Origin of the sequence: Kordia sp. SMS9 (assembly GCF_003352465.1) — a bacterium.
Lineage (GTDB): Bacteria > Bacteroidota > Bacteroidia > Flavobacteriales > Flavobacteriaceae > Kordia.
In genome coordinates, this window is the sequence record NZ_CP031153.1 from 2,613,236 (window position 1) to 2,632,905 (window position 19,670).

General features: G+C 37.1%; 16 protein-coding genes and 5 tRNA genes. All 21 read left to right on the forward strand.

The features are described from left to right. Positions 1 to 79: 79 nt before the first annotated feature. Positions 80 to 1,159 (forward strand): helix-hairpin-helix domain-containing protein, encoded by a 1,080-nt coding sequence (locus tag KORDIASMS9_RS11405; protein WP_114902966.1) that lies wholly within the window; start codon positions 80 to 82, stop codon positions 1,157 to 1,159. 21 nt (positions 1,160 to 1,180) lie between these two features. Continuing rightward, the gene (locus KORDIASMS9_RS11410) at positions 1,181 to 2,347 is read left to right on the forward strand and encodes an acyl-CoA dehydrogenase family protein (RefSeq protein WP_114902967.1); all 1,167 of its coding nucleotides are present in this window, start codon (positions 1,181 to 1,183) and stop codon (positions 2,345 to 2,347) included. 443 nt (positions 2,348 to 2,790) lie between these two features. After that, positions 2,791 to 4,173, forward strand: a complete 1,383-nt coding sequence (locus KORDIASMS9_RS11415; protein WP_114902968.1) for an alpha-amylase — start codon at positions 2,791 to 2,793, stop codon at positions 4,171 to 4,173. A gap of 277 nt (positions 4,174 to 4,450) precedes the next feature. Next, positions 4,451 to 4,645 (forward strand): 30S ribosomal protein S21, encoded by a 195-nt coding sequence (gene rpsU, locus KORDIASMS9_RS11420; RefSeq protein ID WP_114902969.1) that lies wholly within the window; start codon positions 4,451 to 4,453, stop codon positions 4,643 to 4,645. 162 nt (positions 4,646 to 4,807) lie between these two features. Next, positions 4,808 to 5,695, forward strand: a complete 888-nt coding sequence (locus tag KORDIASMS9_RS11425; protein ID WP_114902970.1) for a tyrosine-type recombinase/integrase — start codon at positions 4,808 to 4,810, stop codon at positions 5,693 to 5,695. Positions 5,696 to 5,746: 51 nt separating this feature from the next. Beyond that, complete coding sequence (gene hpf / locus KORDIASMS9_RS11430; RefSeq protein ID WP_114902971.1) at positions 5,747 to 6,046, forward strand: ribosome hibernation-promoting factor, HPF/YfiA family; 300 nt, start codon at positions 5,747 to 5,749, stop codon at positions 6,044 to 6,046. A gap of 94 nt (positions 6,047 to 6,140) precedes the next feature. Beyond that, positions 6,141 to 6,214 (forward strand) — tRNA-Thr (locus KORDIASMS9_RS11435). Positions 6,215 to 6,288: 74 nt separating this feature from the next. Beyond that, positions 6,289 to 6,370 (forward strand) — tRNA-Tyr (locus tag KORDIASMS9_RS11440). A 10-nt stretch (positions 6,371 to 6,380) separates the two neighbouring features. Continuing rightward, positions 6,381 to 6,453 (forward strand) — tRNA-Gly (locus tag KORDIASMS9_RS11445). A 13-nt stretch (positions 6,454 to 6,466) separates the two neighbouring features. Continuing rightward, positions 6,467 to 6,538 (forward strand) — tRNA-Thr (locus tag KORDIASMS9_RS11450). A 57-nt stretch (positions 6,539 to 6,595) separates the two neighbouring features. Beyond that, a complete protein-coding gene (tuf, locus tag KORDIASMS9_RS11455; RefSeq protein ID WP_114902972.1) occupies positions 6,596 to 7,783 on the forward strand; it encodes an elongation factor Tu in 1,188 nt (395 codons plus the stop codon). A gap of 60 nt (positions 7,784 to 7,843) precedes the next feature. Next, a tRNA-Trp gene (locus KORDIASMS9_RS11460) sits at positions 7,844 to 7,916 on the forward strand. A 16-nt stretch (positions 7,917 to 7,932) separates the two neighbouring features. Beyond that, the gene (gene secE, locus KORDIASMS9_RS11465; RefSeq protein ID WP_114902973.1) at positions 7,933 to 8,133 is read left to right on the forward strand and encodes a preprotein translocase subunit SecE; all 201 of its coding nucleotides are present in this window, start codon (positions 7,933 to 7,935) and stop codon (positions 8,131 to 8,133) included. A 24-nt stretch (positions 8,134 to 8,157) separates the two neighbouring features. Then, entirely contained in the window at positions 8,158 to 8,709 is a 552-nt protein-coding gene (nusG, locus tag KORDIASMS9_RS11470; protein WP_114902974.1) for a transcription termination/antitermination protein NusG, read from the forward strand. 72 nt (positions 8,710 to 8,781) lie between these two features. Continuing rightward, entirely contained in the window at positions 8,782 to 9,219 is a 438-nt protein-coding gene (gene rplK / locus KORDIASMS9_RS11475; RefSeq protein ID WP_114902975.1) for a 50S ribosomal protein L11, read from the forward strand. A 12-nt stretch (positions 9,220 to 9,231) separates the two neighbouring features. After that, a complete protein-coding gene (gene rplA / locus KORDIASMS9_RS11480; protein WP_114902976.1) occupies positions 9,232 to 9,924 on the forward strand; it encodes a 50S ribosomal protein L1 in 693 nt (230 codons plus the stop codon). Between the two features lie 20 nt (positions 9,925 to 9,944). After that, positions 9,945 to 10,466 (forward strand): 50S ribosomal protein L10, encoded by a 522-nt coding sequence (gene rplJ / locus KORDIASMS9_RS11485; RefSeq protein ID WP_114902977.1) that lies wholly within the window; start codon positions 9,945 to 9,947, stop codon positions 10,464 to 10,466. 66 nt (positions 10,467 to 10,532) lie between these two features. After that, positions 10,533 to 10,907, forward strand: a complete 375-nt coding sequence (gene rplL, locus KORDIASMS9_RS11490) for a 50S ribosomal protein L7/L12 (protein WP_114902978.1) — start codon at positions 10,533 to 10,535, stop codon at positions 10,905 to 10,907. Between the two features lie 125 nt (positions 10,908 to 11,032). Next, the gene (rpoB, locus tag KORDIASMS9_RS11495) at positions 11,033 to 14,842 is read left to right on the forward strand and encodes a DNA-directed RNA polymerase subunit beta (protein WP_114902979.1); all 3,810 of its coding nucleotides are present in this window, start codon (positions 11,033 to 11,035) and stop codon (positions 14,840 to 14,842) included. A gap of 68 nt (positions 14,843 to 14,910) precedes the next feature. Further along, positions 14,911 to 19,209 carry a DNA-directed RNA polymerase subunit beta' gene (rpoC, locus tag KORDIASMS9_RS11500; RefSeq protein WP_114902980.1) on the forward strand — a complete coding sequence of 1,433 codons (4,299 nt, stop codon included), beginning with the start codon at positions 14,911 to 14,913 and terminating at the stop codon, positions 19,207 to 19,209. Positions 19,210 to 19,211: 2 nt separating this feature from the next. Then, entirely contained in the window at positions 19,212 to 19,520 is a 309-nt protein-coding gene (locus tag KORDIASMS9_RS11505) for a DUF3467 domain-containing protein (protein ID WP_114902981.1), read from the forward strand. Positions 19,521 to 19,670: the final 150 nt, after the last annotated feature.

Sequence of the window (19,670 nt, forward strand, 5' to 3'; positions counted from 1 at the left end):
AAAAATAACTCGAAAGAGTGTTTGTAGCATAATAACCACCCAAAATATTCATGTAACGATCATTTAAAACGTCGAAAACATGAACCACATCAAATCTCACTTCACATTTCTCAAAGCAGAACGGAGTGGGATTTTGTGTAGTATATTCCTCATCTTTACCGTGCAAGGAATCTATTTTTACACAAATCCCACACAGACAGACACAGATTCATTTTCCAATGCAGCAGTTGCCCACTATCAGCAACAAATTGATTCCTTAAAATTCATTGCGCTCAACGCAAAACCGAAACGCTATCCGTTCAATCCAAACTTCATTACCGATTACAAAGGATTCACGTTAGGAATGTCCACAGAAGAAATTGACAGATTGCACACATTCAGAGCGAAAAACAAATATGTCAATTCCGCAGCGGAGTTTCAAACGGTCACAAAAGTTTCGGATTCGCTACTAAACGATATCAAACCGTATTTCAAATTTCCCGAATGGGTAAAAAACAAGCAGCGAAAACAATCTTACCAAAAGAAAAAGTATGCGAGCAAAGAAGAAATCATTCTCAAAAAAATAAATCTAAACACAGCAACTGTAGCAGAACTGAGAAAAGTATACGGAATTGGCGAAAAACTTTCCGCACGAATAGTAAACTACCGAACAAAACTCGGCGGCTTTACAACAGCATCTGAACTAGGCGATGTATATGGCTTGAAGCCAGAAGTGATTCAGAACATTTGGAAACGTTTTTACATAGGAAAAATTACGATCGTAAAAATAGACATCAACAAAGCAACCGTAGATGAATTGAGAAAAATATACGGAATTGGCGAAAAACTTTCTGCACGAATTGTAAAATACAGAACAAAACTCAACGGATTTGTGACAGAAGCACAATTGAATGATGTATATGGACTCAAACCAGAAGTCATTGAAAAACTTTGGAAACGTTTCTATTTGGAAAAACCAATCATTACAAAAATCAATCTGAATACCTGTACATTAACCGAATTGCAAAAAGTTCCATACATAAATTATGAACTCGCCGACGAAATTTTAAATCAGCGTACACTTCGAGAAGAATTTAAAAATTTTGAGGAATTGACAAAAATTCGAAACTTTCCAACCGATAAAATAGAGATAATTGAAGTATATTTGCAAATACAATAAAAAAACTAAAAATTGCCATATATGGAAAGTATATACTTCAATGAAGAACATCATCTTTTTAGAGAAAGTTTGAGAGATTTTTTAAAGAAAGAAGTTGTTCCACACATTGAAAAGTGGGAAAAAACAGGAACCATAGATCGTTTTATTTGGGAAAAGTTTGGTGAAATGGGCTTTTTCGGATTGGCATATCCAGAAGAATATGGGGGAATGGATTTAGACCTTTTCTATACAGTAATACTTTTAGAAGAACTACAGCGTGTCAACTCAGGCGGATTTGCCGCAGCGATTTGGGCACACGTATATCTTGCCATGACGCACATTAACAAAGAAGGAAGTCACGAAATCAAACAACGATATTTAACGCCAAGTATTACAGGTGAAAAAATTGGTTGTTTATGTATTACGGAACCTTTCGGCGGATCGGACGTTGCAGGAATGCGCACCACAGCAGTGAAAAAAGGAGATTCATACATTATCAATGGCTCAAAAACGTTTATTACCAATGGTGTGTATAGTGATTACTTAGTAGTAGCTGCAAAAACGACCCCTGAACTGGGAAACAAGGGAATCAGTATTTTTGTATTAGACAGAGACATGCTAGGAATTTCAGCAACGAAACTAGACAAATTAGGTTGGAAAGCTTCTGATACAGGTGAAATTGCGTTTGACAATGTTGAAGTACCTATTGAAAACCTAATGGGAGAAGAAAACATGGGATTCCCATACATCATGCAGCATTTTGCCTTAGAAAGACTCATCATGGGAATCAATGCGCATGCAAGATCGGAATTTGCTATCGAATACGCGTTGCAATACATGTCAGAACGAGAAGCTTTTGGAAGAACGATCGACAAATTTCAAGCCTTACGTCACACGATGGCAGACTTAGCTACAGAAGTAGAAATTTGTAAAACCTTCAACTATGCCATTGCGTACAGACTCAACAATAAAGAATATGTTGTCAAAGAAGCAACAATGTCCAAATTGCAATCTACGAAAGTGGCAGACAATGTCATTTACCAATGTTTACAAATGTTAGGAGGATACGGTTACATAGAAGAATATCCGATGGCACGCTTACTGCGCGACAGTCGCTTAGGACCAATTGGAGGCGGAACTTCTGAAATCCTTCGTGAGATCATCGCCAAAATGATTATCGACGGAAAAGACTATAAACCTGCAACGTAAATATACTGCATCAGTTTTGGCGAAAATTCCAATTTTCATCGCCAAAATGATTATCGACGTGAAAGATTACAAGCCTGCAACGTAAGTAAGATGTAAGTAATGAGAAGTGAGTATTGAGATTTTTTCAAAGCGTTACTTCAAGTAATGAATCTGAGATTCGTTGTATAGAGAAGTACTTCGAAACAAAGAATAGAACATAAAAACATATATGATGTAAGAATTTGTAAAATCGCAAATCAAAAAGCTACCATCGTACATAAAAAGATCACTTCCTAAAAAGTGGTCTTTTTTTTATGCATAGAAGTCACGCACAACTCTTACGGTAAAACCGTAGAAGTGATAAACTTATCAACACGAAAACGTTTTCGCTGACTTGCCAATTATTCTAGCCTAAAATAAATATATACTTTAAAAAAGAACAATAATCTTTTAACCAAAACACCATGAAAACAAAACAAATACTGTATTTCTTTTTGGCGAGTTTATTTATCATAAGCTGTTCCAAAGATGAAATTGCGCTCGAAAATGAGCAAAGCAAAGAAACTACAAAACAAACAAACACGGCAAAAAACAGATCCAACCTAAAACCTATTGGTTCTGGAGTGATGATGCAAGCATTCTATTGGGATGTTCCCGCAGGCGGAACGTGGTGGAATGTTGTCAAAGGAAAAGTTGCCGATTGGAGCAATGCCGGAATCGATGCTATTTGGCTTCCGCCAGCGTCCAAAGCACAAAACGGACCTTTCTCTATGGGATACGATCCATTTGACTACTTCGATTTCGGAGAATACAACCAAATGGGAAGTGTCGAAACACGTTTCGGTTCCACATCCGAACTGCAAAGTCTGATTAACTCCGCACACAACAATCGCCTAAGTGTCATTGCAGATATCGTATTAAATCACAACAGTGGAGGAGATACGGAGTACAATCCCTACAAAGGATCCAACACGTATACCGACTATCAACCACTATCTGGAAAATTTTACAGAAGCTACAATGACTTTCATCCAAACAATGTTCAGGCAAATGATGAAGGTGTATTTGGTGGCTTTGCCGATTTATCACATGTCAAAGGATACGTGCAAGATTGGCTGTGGAGAACTCCAAACTCAGTGGCGCAATACTACAAAAACGTAGTTGGATTTGATGGCTGGCGTTTCGATTACGTAAAAGGATTCGGAGCTTGGGTTGTAAAAGACTTTAAAAATGCGGCAAGCGGTTTCTCTGTGGGAGAATATTGGGACGGTAATGCTGCTACCTTAGAATGGTGGGCAAATCAAGCAGATGTAAGTGCATTCGATTTTGCGTGTTACTACCGAATACGTGATGCCTTTCAAGGAAACAACCTAAACCGACTCAACGACGACATGTTGTGGAAACGTAACGCATCAAAAGCAGTTACATTTGTGGCAAATCATGATACGGATGAAATCATCAATAACAAAATATTGGCGTATGCATACATTCTAACGCATGAAGGCTATCCAACCATCTTCTATCGCGATTACGAAGATTGGTTAGACAAAAACAAACTAAACAATCTTATTTGGATTCACAACAATCTAGCAGGCGGAAGTACAAATATTTTATACACAGACAATGATGAATATGTTGCCAAAAGAAATGGATTCAACAATGCTGGCTTAGTGGTTTATATCAACAATTCTAACAGTTGGCAAGAGCGTTGGGTAGAAACCAATTGGTCCAACACTCGCATCAAAGACTACACAGGACATTCTGGTTGGGAACCAATAACACAAGGCGGACGTTGGGTAAAAATCCAAGCGCCACCAAAAAGTTACAGTGTTTGGGCTCCTAAATAATAAAATATTAGTTCCAATCCATTGACACATTATCAAATTGACACATTATCAAATTAGAATAATGGCATTCCGCTGAAAAAGCGGCCGCGCTTTCGGCTATATCTTTTTTTACCAAAAAAGGATGCCGCCTCAAATATAATATTCACGATTTCCGATTTAAGAAAATTAGAATCAATGAGTAATCGCTAATGCAAAATAAACCAAGAAACTATTTGAAATTAAAAAATAGTAAGTATATTTGCACCCACAAAATCTAAAAGAGAGGAGGTTAAGGACTATGTTAATAATACCAGTTAAAGAAGGAGAAAATATAGACAGAGCGCTGAAACGTTTCAAAAGAAAATTTGATCGTACAGGAGGAATGCGTCAACTAAGAGCAAGAAAGCATTTCACAAAGCCATCAGTAGCTCGCCGTGCACAAGTTCAAAAAGCACAATACATCCAGCACCTTAGAGATCAAGAAGAAATTTAAGAGGCTCACACATCACAAAACAAAAAGGTTTCCACTTCGGAAGCCTTTTTTTGTGCGCAAAACTTTCATCTCACCCACAACTTTAGTAAATTGTCTAGGAATTAGGTATTCCCTAAAATGTAAAAGTAAATCCAAATCAACAAATCAACACATAAATAAAAAATGTCCTTCACAGCGTTCACAGAATACCTACAACTCGAAAAAAACTACTCGTTGCATACCGTAACTGCGTATGAAAATGACCTGCGTTCTTTTTCAGAATTCTGCAAAGAAGCCTATGAAGATGATAACATACAAAAAGTACATTATGTTCAAATTCGAAGCTGGATTGTATCTTTAGTAGAAAGTGGTTTGCAAAACGTGACCATCAATCGTAAAATATCATCACTCAAAACCTATTACAAATTTCTACTCAAAACAAAACAAATAGAAGTCACTCCGTTAGCAAAACACAAGGCACTAAAAACAGCTAAAAAAGTACAAGTGCCATTCTCCGAAAAAGAAATGGAAACTGTCTTAGCAAACATGAATTTCTCAGAGGACTATGAAGGCATTCGAAACAAAACCATTATAGAAATGTTTTACGCCACCGGAATGCGAAGAGCAGAACTCATCAATCTAAAACAATCTGATATAGATTACACAGCCAAAACAATTAGAATCTTAGGAAAAAGAAACAAAGAGCGTATCGTACCACTCATAAAAAAACTAGAAGCACAATTAATCGTATACAGTACTTACAGAAAACAAGTAGTTGCAACGCAAAAAGAAGAACTGTTCTTAACGGCAAAAGGAAATAAAATGTATTCGAGTCTTGTATATCGTTTAATAAATGAGTATTTTAGTATGGCATCTACAAAAGTGAAAAAGAGCCCGCATATTCTTAGGCATACTTTTGCGACTCATTTACTAAACCAAGGTGCCGACTTAAATGCTGTAAAAGAATTACTTGGACATGCTAGTCTCGCTTCAACACAAGTATATACCCATAACAGTTTAGCAGAACTTAAAAGCGTATATGCCAAAGCACATCCTAGAAACAAAAGATAATTCATTAAACATGCAGCTAAAACCTAAACAATAACCTTAAAAGTACCGCGTATGAAAGTAAACATGCAGTCCGTAAACTTTACGGTAGATCGTAAGTTAGTAGATTTCATTCAAAGAAAAATGGATAAACTAGAAACATACTATGACAAAATCATAGATGCAGATGTCTATTTAAAGGTAGAAAACACAAGTGCAAAAGAAAATAAAATTGCAGAAGTAAGAGTGAATATTCCTGGAGATGATATAGTAGTAAAAAAACAATGTAAAACTTTCGAAGAAGCCATAGATGAAGCAACAAGTATACTGCAACGAGCGTTACTAAAAAGAAAAGAAAAAGTACGAGCGTATTGATACTTAAAAAAAAATTAAAAATAGTTTTGTTTAAAAAAAATAATCTATACATTTGCAGTCCGTTAGAAATAGCGGACTTTTTTTATGAATAAAAGCCGATGTAGCTCAGCTGGCTAGAGCAGCTGATTTGTAATCAGCAGGTCGTGGGTTCGAGTCCCTCCATCGGCTCAAAAAAGTAAAAATAAAAAAGTGGAAAGCTTCTTTATAATTACTTGAAAAATTTGAAATATTGATAATTTATTGGGGAGATACTCAAGCGGCCAACGAGGGCAGACTGTAAATCTGCTGACTATGTCTTCGCAGGTTCGAATCCTGCTCTCCCCACTAAATGAAAGCGAGAGTAGCTCAGTTGGTAGAGCGTCAGCCTTCCAAGCTGAATGTCGCCGGTTCGAACCCGGTCTCTCGCTCTATATATTTCTTGCCGATGTAGCTCAGGGGTAGAGTGTTTCCTTGGTAAGGAAGAGGTCACGGGTTCAAATCCCGTCATTGGCTCATAGAATGTATAAATTGAACACTAATATATAACTAAGATTAAAAAATTATTAAATCATGGCAAAGGAAACTTTTGATCGTTCCAAACCGCACTTAAATATTGGTACTATTGGACACGTAGATCACGGTAAAACTACTTTAACAGCTGCTATTACTAAAGTATTAGCTGATGCTGGTCTTTCTGAAGCAAGAGATTTCGATACTATCGACAATGCTCCTGAAGAAAAAGAAAGAGGTATTACTATTAATACTTCTCACGTAGAATACCAAACTGCAAATCGTCACTATGCACACGTTGACTGTCCAGGTCACGCCGATTACGTAAAGAACATGGTAACTGGAGCTGCTCAAATGGATGGTGCTATCTTGGTAGTTGCTGCTACTGATGGGCCAATGCCACAAACTCGTGAGCACATCCTATTAGGACGTCAGGTTGGAGTTCCAAGAATCGTAGTATTCTTGAACAAATGTGATATGGTAGATGATGAAGAATTGTTAGAGCTTGTTGATATGGAAGTAAGAGATTTACTTTCTTTCTACGACTATGATGGTGATAACGGACCAGTTATCCAAGGATCTGCTTTAGGAGCATTAAATGGTGAAAAGCAATGGGTTGATACCGTAATGGAATTAATGGATGCTGTTGATACCTGGATTGAATTACCAAAAAGAGATGTTGAAAAAGACTTCTTAATGCCAATCGAAGATGTATTCTCAATTACAGGTCGTGGTACAGTAGCAACTGGACGTATCGAAACTGGAGTTGCTAACACAGGTGATGAAGTTGATATCATCGGTATGGGAGCTGAGAAATTAAAGTCTACGATTACAGGAGTTGAGATGTTCCGTAAAATCCTTGATAGAGGTGAAGCGGGAGATAACGTTGGTATCTTATTAAGAGGTATTGAGAAAACTGAAATCAAAAGAGGTATGGTAATCTGTAAGCCAGGTTCTGTAACTCCACACAAAAAATTCAAAGCTGAGGTATATGTATTGAAGAAAGAAGAAGGTGGTCGTCACACTCCTTTCCACAATAACTACCGTCCACAGTTCTACGTACGTACAACAGACGTTACAGGAACTATCAACTTACCTGAAGGTGTTGAGATGGTAATGCCTGGAGATAACTTGACAATCACTGTTGACTTAATCAGCACAATTGCAATGAACGTTGGATTACGTTTTGCAATCCGTGAAGGTGGTAGAACAGTTGGTGCAGGTCAGGTAACTGAAATCCTTGAATAATCATTTAGATTAATATAAAACTGAAGGTGTCCCGTTTATCGGGACGCCTTTTTATAGAATACGGGTTTAGCTCAGTTGGTAGAGCACTGGTCTCCAAAACCAGGTGTCGGGAGTTCGAGCCTCTCAACCCGTGCTAATAAAATCGCAATATGGCTGGTATAGTAAATTACGTAAAAGAATCTTTCGAAGAGTTAAGAACAAATGTCACATGGACGCCTTGGGCAGAAGCACAACGCCTTACCATTGTAGTGGCTGTGTTTTCTATAATTTTCTCATTAGCTATTTGGGGGGTTGACGAATTATTTGCTAAAGCGTTGAGCTTAGTGTATAAAATGGTATTAGGAATTTAATTAATCACTCACAAAAAACTAATTATGGCGGATTCTAATGTAAAGAAATGGTATGTTGTGAGAGCTGTCAGTGGACAGGAAAATAAAGTAAAGACATATATAGAAAGTGAAATTACTAGACTAGGTCTGGAAGATTATGTAGAAGAAGTGTTGGTTCCAACGGAGAAAGTAATTCAAATTCGTAACGGAAAAAAAATCAACAAAGAAAGAGTATATTTCCCAGGCTATATTATGGTGAAAGCAAATTTAGCTGGAGAAGTAACGCACGTAATAAAATCAGTAACCAATGTGATTGGCTTTTTAGGAGAAGTAAAAGGAGGAGATCCTGTTCCTTTAAGACAATCTGAAGTGAATAGAATGCTTGGTAAAGTAGACGAATTAGCAGTGAAAACTGATAATATTGCTATTCCATTCACATTAGGAGAAACTGTAAAAGTAATTGATGGTCCTTTCAATGGATTCAACGGATCGGTTGAAAAAATCAATGAAGAAAAACGTAAGTTAGAAGTGATGGTGAAAATTTTCGGAAGAAAAACGCCACTAGAGCTAAGTTACATGCAAGTAGAGAAAGTATAATTGTTACATATTATATAAGTAGTACTTTTTAGCTTCCAAACAAAAAAGTGCTGCACAATTTAAAACAAGAAAATGGCAAAAGAATTAAGTAAAGTAGTTAAGCTACAAGTTAGGGGAGGTGCAGCGAATCCGTCGCCACCGGTTGGACCCGCTTTAGGTGCTGCCGGTGTGAATATCATGGAGTTCTGTAAGCAGTTTAATGCAAGAACACAAGATAAACAAGGTAAGGTAGTTCCAGTTGTTATTTCTGTATACAAAGACAAGTCTTTTGACTTTGTAGTGAAAACAGCGCCAGCAGCAGTTCAGCTATTGGAAGCGGCAAAGATTAAAAAAGGATCAGGAGAACCAAACCGTAAAAAGGTAGCAAGCGTTACTTGGGAACAAGTAAGAGCAATTGCAGAAGACAAAATGGTAGACTTAAATGCGTTTACTGCTGAGTCAGCAATGAGTATGGTTGCAGGGACTGCAAGATCTATGGGATTAACAGTATCTGGAGACAAACCTTTTTAAATCTAAGAACAAATGGCACGAGTAACAAAAAAGCAAAAAGAAGCTTTGGCTAAAGTTGACAAGAATAAATTGTATTCTGTCGCAGAAGCATCAAGCTTAGTAAAAGAAATAACAAATGTAAAATTTGATGCGTCTGTAGACCTTGCTGTTAGATTGGGTGTTGATCCACGTAAAGCTAACCAAATGGTAAGAGGTGTAGTAACATTACCTCACGGAACAGGTAAAGACGTAAAAGTTTTAGCATTAGTAACTCCAGACAAAGAAGCTGAAGCACAAGAGGCAGGAGCTGATTATGTTGGATTAGATGAATTCCTTCAAAAAATTAAAGGAGGATGGACAGATGTTGACGTAATCATCACTATGCCAAGTGTAATGGGTAAATTAGGACCTTTAGGACGAATCTTAGGACCAAGAGGATTAATGCCAAACCCAAAAACTGGTACAGTAACAATGGACGTTGCGAAAGCTGTAAAAGAAGTGAAAGCTGGTAAAATTGACTTTAAAGTTGATAAAACTGGAATCGTTCATGCAGCAATTGGTAAGTCTTCATTCTCTGCTGACAAAATTGAAGGGAATGCAGCTGAATTATTACAAACATTAATGAAATTAAAGCCAACTGCGGCAAAAGGTACATACATTAAAAGTATTTACATGTCTAGTACGATGAGCCCAAGTGTAGCTGTTGATCCAAAAACAATTGCATAGGTAGTTAAAAAGATTTTATCATGACTAAAGAAGAAAAATCAGTAGTAATAGACGAATTAACTGCACAGTTAGCTGAAAATACAAATATTTACTTAACAGACATCTCTGGGTTAAATGCTGAAGCAACTTCAGATTTAAGAAGAGCATGTTTTAAAGGAAATATCAAACTTGCAGTAATCAAGAACACATTGCTTGCAAAAGCAATGGAAGCTTCTGAAAAAGATTTCGGAGAACTTCCTGAAGTATTAAAAGGAAACACTTCGTTAATGTTGTCAGAAACTGGAAACGCTCCTGCGAAATTAATCAAAGAATTCAGAAAGAAAAAGAAAGCTGAAAAGCCACTTTTAAAAGGTGCTTTCATTGAATCTGCGGTGTACGTTGGAGACGATCAATTAGATGTCTTAGTTGATATCAAATCTAGAGAAGAGCTTATTGGAGAAATTGTTGGATTATTACAATCTCCTGCTAAGAACGTTGTTTCTGCTCTTCAATCTGGAGGAGGAAAATTAGCTGGTATCTTAAAAACATTATCTGAAAGATAATTTAAAAAGTACGCACTTAATAAAACAAATATTTAACAAAAACACATTATTTTAAAACGATAGAAAATGGCAGATTTAAAAGAATTCGCAGAACAGTTAGTTAACTTAACAGTAAAAGAAGTTAATGAATTAGCTGATATATTAAAAGATGAGTATGGTATTGAGCCTGCTGCTGCAGCTGTAGCTGTTGCTGCTGGTCCTGGTGCCGGAGCTGAAGAAGCTGAAGAGCAAACTGAGTTTGACGTAATCTTAAAAGCGGCAGGTGGATCTAAATTAGCAGTAGTTAAATTAGTAAAAGAATTAACAGGTTTAGGTCTTAAAGACGCTAAAGGTGTTGTTGATTCTGCACCAGCTCCAATCAAAGAAGGAGTAACTAAAGATGAGGCTGAAGGTCTTAAAGCAGCTTTAGAAGAAGCAGGAGCAGAGGTTGAGCTTAAGTAAGCTTACCAAGCTATAGAAACTTGGTTTAGGTCTTTGGGAAGTGTCCCTCAGACCTAAACCCTTTTGTGTATATAAGCGTGAATACGTTTTATTTTATTTTATTTTAATCATAATATTGTCCATTGATGTTCATAAATCAGACTGAAAGATTAAATTTCGCCTCGGCAAAACACACACCTGAATATCCAGATTTCCTTGATATTCAAATCAAATCATTCCAAGATTTCTTTCAACTAGAGACGAAATCAGAAGAGCGTGGCGAAGAAGGATTATACAATACCTTCCAAGAAAACTTTCCAATTACAGACACGCGTAATCAATTCGTATTAGAATTTCTTGATTACTTCGTTGACCCACCACGATACAACATTCAAGAATGTATCGAAAGAGGATTAACATACAGTGTGCCGTTAAAAGCACGTCTAAAACTGTACTGTACAGATCCAGAGCATGAAGACTTCGAAACCATCGTGCAAGATGTGTACTTAGGTACCATTCCTTACATGACTCCAAGTGGAACTTTCTGTATCAATGGAGCCGAACGTGTCGTAGTTTCTCAATTACACCGTTCTCCAGGAGTGTTTTTTGGACAATCTTTCCATGCAAATGGAACTAAACTATATTCTGCCAGAGTTATACCTTTTAAAGGTTCTTGGATAGAATTTGCAACTGATATCAATAGCGTAATGTACGCCTATATTGATAGAAAGAAAAAATTACCTGTAACTACCCTATTTAGAGCAATCGGTTTCGAAAGTGATAAAGATATTCTTGAAATATTTGACCTTGCGGAAGAAGTAAAAGTTTCTAAAAGTGGACTTAAAAAAGTATTAGGACGTAAGTTAGCAGCTCGTGTATTAAACACATGGCATGAAGACTTCGTAGATGAAGATACAGGAGAAGTAGTATCCATCGAGCGTAACGAAATTGTGCTTGATCGTGATACCATCTTAGAAAAAGAACACATAGAAGAAATCGTAGAAGCTGGCGTAAAAATGATTCTTTTACACAAAGAAGAAAACCAAGCTGGTGATTATGCGATTATCCATAATACATTACAAAAAGACCCTACAAACTCTGAAAAAGAAGCTGTAGAGCACATTTATCGACAACTTCGTAATGCAGAACCGCCAGATGAGGAAACTGCACGTGGAATTATTGACAAATTATTCTTCTCCGATCAACGTTACAACCTTGGTGGCGTAGGTCGTTATCGTATGAACAAAAAGTTAGGATTGAATATCGACATGGATAAGCAAGTCTTAACAAAAGAAGATATCATCACGATCATCAAATACTTAATTGAGTTAATCAACTCAAAAGCGGAAATTGATGATATTGATCACTTATCTAACAGACGTGTTCGTACCGTAGGAGAACAATTGGCACAACAATTCGGTGTTGGATTAGCACGTATGGCTAGAACCATTCGTGAGCGTATGAATGTTAGAGATAATGAGGTATTTACACCAATCGACCTGATTAATGCAAAAACCTTATCATCTGTAATTAATTCATTCTTCGGAACGAATCAGTTGTCGCAGTTTATGGATCAAACAAATCCATTAGCAGAAATTACACACAAGCGTCGTTTATCGGCTTTAGGACCTGGAGGACTTTCTCGAGAAAGAGCAGGGTTTGAGGTACGTGACGTTCACTATACACACTACGGACGTTTATGTCCTATTGAAACACCAGAAGGACCAAACATTGGATTGATATCTTCTCTTGGAGTATTTGCGAAAGTAAACTCTATGGGATTCTTAGAAACTCCATATCGTAAAGTTGAAAATGGTAAAGTAGATATCAATAAGTTCTCATATTTAAGTGCGGAAGAAGAAGAAGGAATGAAAATTTCTCAAGCAAACATTCCGACAACTGAAGATGGAACAATCAGTGTTGATAAAATAATCGCTCGTGAAGAAGGTGATTTCCCAGTAGTAACTCCATCAGAAGTTGACTATACGGATGTTGCGCCAAATCAAATTGCTTCCATCTCTGCATCGTTAATTCCATTCTTGGAGCATGATGATGCCAACCGTGCATTGATGGGATCAAACATGATGCGTCAGGCAGTACCATTATTACGTCCACAATCTCCAATTGTAGGAACAGGATTAGAACGTCAAGTAGCGTCTGATTCAAGAGTATTGGTAAATGCAGAAGGCGACGGATTGGTAGAATATGTAGACGCAAATAAAATTACCATCAAATATGATCGTACAGATGATGAAAGATTGGTAAGTTTTGATGGCGACTCAAAAACATACAACCTTATCAAATTCCGTAAAACGAATCAAAGTACGTCCATCAACTTAAAGCCAATTGTAAGAAGAGGCGACCGAGTGAAAAAAGGACAAGTACTTTGTGAAGGATACGCAACTCAAAAAGGAGAATTGGCACTTGGACGTAACATGAAAGTTGCCTTCATGCCTTGGAAAGGATATAACTTTGAAGATGCCATTGTAATCTCTGAAAAAGTAGTACGTGAAGATATCTTTACGTCTATTCACATTGATGAATATTCAATGGACGTAAGAGATACAAAACTAGGAGCTGAAGAATTAACCAACGACATTCCAAACGTTTCGGAAGAAGCTACCAAAGATTTGGACGAACACGGAATGATCAGAATTGGAGCTGAAGTAAAACCTGGCGACATCCTAATAGGTAAAATTACACCAAAAGGAGAATCAGATCCTACACCAGAAGAAAAATTATTGCGTGCTATCTTTGGAGATAAAGCTGGTGATGTAAAAGATGCTTCATTAAAAGCATCACCATCTTTACACGGAGTTGTGATCAATAAGAAATTATTCTCAAGAGCAATCAAAGACAAACGTAAAAGAGCAAAAGATAAAGAAGAAATCGCATCTTTAGAATTGGAATACACTTCTAAATTTGAAGAATTGCGAGGCATCTTAATCGAGAAGTTATTCACGATTGTCAATGGAAAAACTTCGCAAGGAGTTCAAAATGATTTGGGTGAAGAAGTATTGCCAAAAGGGAAAAAGTTTACCTTAAAAATGTTGAATGCAGTAGAAGATTACGCGCATTTAACTGGAGGAACTTGGACTACGGACGATGCTACTAATAGTGCTGTTGCAGATTTAGTACACAACTATAAAATCAAACTTAATGACCTTCAAGGAGCATTAAGAAGAGATAAATTTACCATCTCTGTTGGTGACGAATTGCCAGCGGGAATCTTAAAACTTGCAAAAGTATACATCGCGAAAAAGCGTAAGTTAAAAGTAGGTGATAAAATGGCAGGACGTCACGGTAACAAAGGTATCGTAGCGCGTATCGTTCGTCAAGAAGATATGCCATTCTTAGAAGATGGAACGCCAGTTGATATTGTATTAAATCCATTAGGTGTACCTTCTCGTATGAATATCGGTCAGATTTATGAAACGGTACTAGGATGGGCAGGAGAAAAACTAGATCGTAAATATGCAACACCAATCTTTGATGGTGCCTCTTTAGATCAGATCAACGAAATCACTGACGAAGCAGGAATTCCAAGATTTGGACATACCTACTTATACGACGGTGGAACAGGAGAGCGCTTTGATCAACCTGCAACAGTAGGGATTATTTACATGCTGAAACTAGGTCACATGGTAGATGACAAAATGCACGCACGTTCTATTGGACCATACTCATTAATTACGCAGCAACCATTAGGTGGTAAAGCACAATTTGGAGGTCAGCGTTTTGGAGAAATGGAAGTTTGGGCACTAGAAGCATACGGTGCATCTAGTACACTTAGAGAAATATTGACTGTGAAATCAGATGACGTAATTGGTAGAGCTAAAACATACGAAGCAATCGTAAAAGGTGAATCAATGCCAGAACCAGGATTACCAGAATCATTCAATGTATTAATGCATGAATTGAAAGGTCTTGGATTAGACATCAGATTAGAAGAATAAAATAAAAACGCCGTGTCACTTTCAGTGGTGCGGCTACTAGTACACATAATTCATTATCACCCATTAATATGGCAAGAAATAAAGATAAGAATACTGTAAAGAGATTTAATAAAATCTCAATAGGGTTAGCCTCTCCGGAGTCTATTTTAGCAGCTTCTAAAGGAGAAGTGTTAAAGCCCGAAACAATTAACTATCGTACACACAAACCAGAGCGTGACGGACTTTTCTGTGAGCGTATCTTTGGTCCTGTAAAGGATTACGAATGTGCTTGTGGTAAATACAAGAGAATTCGTTACAAAGGAATCGTTTGTGATAGATGTGGTGTTGAAGTAACAGAAAAGAAAGTACGAAGAGACAGAGTTGGTCACATCAACTTGGTGGTGCCTGTAGCACATATTTGGTATTTCCGTTCTTTACCAAACAAAATAGGATACCTTTTAGGATTACCTTCTAAGAAATTAGACATGATCATATACTACGAACGTTACGTAGTAATTCAGCCAGGTGATGCTAAAAATGAAGCTGGAGAACCAGTTCAAAAAATGGATTTCTTAACGGAAGAAGAATACTTAAATATTCTTGAGTCACTTCCGCAAGAAAACTTATACTTAGACGATACAGACCCTAACAAGTTTATCGCTAAGATGGGTGCTGAATGTTTAATTGAATTGTTATCAAGAATTGATTTAGACCAGTTATCATTCGACCTAAGACACAAAGCAAATAACGAAACTTCGAAGCAACGTAAAACGGAAGCGTTAAAGCGTTTGCAAGTGGTTGAATCTTTACGTGACGCGAACAAAAATCGTGAAAACCGTCCAGAATGGATGATCATGAAAGTTGTGCCTGTAATTCCACCAGAATTACGTCCGTTAGTACCATTAGATGGTGGTCGTTTCGCAACGTCTGACTTAAATGATTTATACCGTAGAGTAATTATCCGTAATAATCGTTTAAAAAGGTTGATGGAGATCAAAGCTCCAGAAGTAATCTTACGTAACGAGAAGCGTATGCTTCAAGAATCGGTAGATTCATTGTTCGATAACACGCGTAAATCATCAGCAGTAAAAACAGATTCTAACAGACCATTAAAATCATTATCGGATTCCTTAAAAGGGAAGCAAGGACGTTTCCGTCAAAACTTACTTGGTAAGCGTGTCGATTATTCAGCACGTTCGGTAATTGTGGTTGGTCCAGAATTAAAATTATACGAATGTGGATTGCCTAAAAACATGGCAGCAGAATTGTACAAGCCTTTTGTAATTCGTAAATTAATTGAAAGAGGTATTGTAAAAACTGTAAAATCTGCAAAGAAAATTATAGACAAAAAAGAGCCTGTTGTTTGGGATATTTTGGATAACGTTATTAAAGGACATCCAGTATTACTAAACCGTGCGCCAACGCTTCACCGATTAGGAATTCAGGCTTTCCAGCCAAAACTTATTGAAGGAAAAGCGATTCAGTTACACCCATTAGCGTGTACAGCCTTTAACGCCGATTTTGATGGTGACCAAATGGCGGTGCATTTACCATTAGGGCCAGAAGCAATCTTAGAAGCACAATTATTAATGTTGGCTTCTCAAAACATTCTGAATCCTGCAAATGGTTCGCCAATTACGGTACCTTCTCAAGATATGGTATTAGGTTTATACTATATGACGAAGTTGCGTAAATCTACTCCTGAGCGTAAAATCAAAGGAGAAGGGTTAACGTTCTACTCTGCGGAAGAAGTAGTAATGGCATATAACGAGAAAAAAATTGAGTTGAATGCTTCTATGAAAATTAGAGCGATTGACTTTAATGATGAAGGAGAATTAGTTCCGCAAATAATTGAAACAACTGTGGGACGTGTACTTTTCAACGAAAAAGTACCGCCACAAGCAGGATATATCAATGAAGTATTGACGAAAAAATCGTTGCGTACTATTATTGGTAAAGTTTTGAGGTTGACAGACATTCCAACAACGTCTAATTTCTTAGATGAAATCAAAGGACTTGGATACGGGTTTGCCTTTAGAGGTGGATTGTCATTCAGCTTAGGAGATATCATCATTCCAAAAGAAAAGCAAGAATTAATTGACATCGCTAACAAAGAGGTAGATACCATTACCATGAACTATAACATGGGATTAATTACCAACAACGAGCGTTACAATCAGGTAATTGACAAATGGACAACGACCAATGCAAACTTGACAGAGTTGTCAATGAAACACATTAGTGAAGATCAACAAGGATTTAACTCTGTGTATATGATGCTTGATTCTGGTGCGCGTGGTTCGAAAGAGCAAATTCGTCAGTTAACAGGAATGCGTGGATTGATGGCGAAGCCTAAAAAATCAACCGCAGGTGGTGGAGAAATTATTGAAAATCCAATTCTTTCTAACTTTAAAGAAGGATTATCAATCTTAGAATACTTTATCTCTACACACGGTGCGCGTAAAGGTTTAGCGGATACGGCATTAAAAACAGCCGATGCAGGATACTTAACACGTCGTTTAGTAGACGTTTCGCAAGATGTAATTGTGAACATTCACGATTGTGAAACATTACGAGGCGTAGAAGTAAAAGCATTAAAGAAAAGTGAAGAAGTAGTTGAGAAGTTAAAAGAACGTATCTTAGGTAGAGTTTCGCTACAAGATGTATACAATCCATTAACGGAAGAAATACTAGTAGAAGCTGGACAAGAAATTTCAGAAGAAATTGCAGAAGCTATCGAAGATTCTCCAGTAGAATCTGTAGAAGTGCGTTCGCCACTTACGTGTGAAGCACCAAAAGGAATCTGTGCTAAATGTTACGGACGTAACCTTTCTACCAACAAAATGGTTCAAATTGGAGAAGCTGTTGGCGTTGTTGCTGCACAATCTATTGGTGAACCTGGTACGCAGTTAACGCTTCGTACATTCCACATGGGAGGAACTGCGAGTAACATTTCTGAAGAAAACCAATTGAAAGCTAAATTTGCAGGTGTTGCGGAAATCGAAGAATTGAAAACAGTTCAAGGTGAAGTAGCAGATGGAAAAATAGGTGACATTGTCATTTCTCGTACCTCTGAAATTAAAGTAATTGATAAGAAAACAGGAATTACTTTAAGTACAAATAACATTCCTTACGGATCTACCATTTTTGTGAAAAACGGAGATACAATCCAAAAAGATCAAGCTATTTGTCAGTGGGATCCATATAATGGTGTAATTATCTCTGAGTTTGCTGGTAAAATCCAGTACGAAAACGTGGAGCAAGGTGTTACCTTCCAAGTAGAGATTGATGAGCAAACAGGATTCCAAGAAAAAGTAATTTCTGAATCAAGAAATAAAAAATTAATTCCAACACTTCACATTTTAAATAGTAAAGGTGAAATTCAACGTTCATACAACTTACCAGTAGGTTCTCACTTAATGGTAGACGATAATGAAAAGATAAAAGTTGGTAAAATTTTAGTAAAAATACCGCGTAAATCTGCAAAATCTGGAGATATTACAGGAGGTTTACCACGTGTAACAGAATTGTTTGAAGCGCGTAACCCTTCAAATCCAGCAGTAGTGTCTGAGATTGATGGTGTAGTTTCTTTTGGTAAAATTAAAAGAGGTAACCGCGAGATCATTGTAGAGTCTAAATTTGGTGACATCAGAAAGTATTTAGTAAAACTTTCCAACCAAATCCTAGTACAGGAAAATGATTATGTACGTGCAGGAATGCCGTTATCGGATGGTTCTATTACGCCAAACGACATCTTAAATATCAAAGGGCCTTCTGCGGTACAGCAGTATTTAGTTAATGAAGTACAAGAAGTATATCGTTTGCAAGGTGTGAAAATTAATGACAAACACTTTGAGGTGATTGTGCGTCAAATGATGCGTAAAGTACGAATTGGAGATCCAGGAGATACCATCTTCTTAGAAAACCAACTCATTCACAAGTCAGATTTCATTAGAGAAAACGACAATCTTTACGGTCAAAAAGTAGTAGAAGACGCAGGTGAATCAGAAAACTTTAAAGCAGGACAAATCGTTTCTCCAAGAGAATTGAGAGATGAAAACTCTGTATTGAGAAGGGCTGATAAAAACTTAGTATCTGCAAGAGACGTAGTGCCAGCAACGGCAACACCAATCTTACAAGGTATTACAAGAGCGTCGTTACAAACGAAATCATTTATCTCTGCGGCATCGTTCCAAGAAACTACAAAAGTACTGAACGAAGCAGCGGTAAGCGGTAAAGTAGATTCATTAGAAGGATTAAAAGAAAATGTAATTGTTGGACATAAAATTCCAGCAGGAACAGGAATGCGTAAGTACGATGATATCATTGTAGGTTCGAAAGAAGAATACAACGAAATCATGGCGGCGAAGCATGAAATAAACTTTTAATGATGAGTGATAAAGCAAACGAAAAACAAATCAATATTGAGTTAGATGAAACCATTGCGGAAGGAACGTATTCCAATTTGGCAATCATCAATCACTCAGCAACTGAATTTGTAGTAGATTTTGTAAACATTATGCCAGGGAGACCAAAGGCAAAAGTGAAATCTAGAATTGTATTGACGCCACAACATGCCAAACGATTAATGAAGGCATTAGGGGAAAACATACAACGCTTTGAAAAAGCTCATGGACAAATTAAAGAATTTGATCAAGCTCCAATTCCGATGAATTTCGGACCGACTGGAGAAGCATAAAACAAAAAACCTCAATTTTCGGATTGAGGTTTTTTTATATAGGCGCATTCAGAAAATACGTAAAGCCTTTTAAATACTAATATTTCTTTGTAAATTAAAGAAACATAAAACCCCGAAAATGACCGATATGGTTCAAAAACGGGGTTTTCT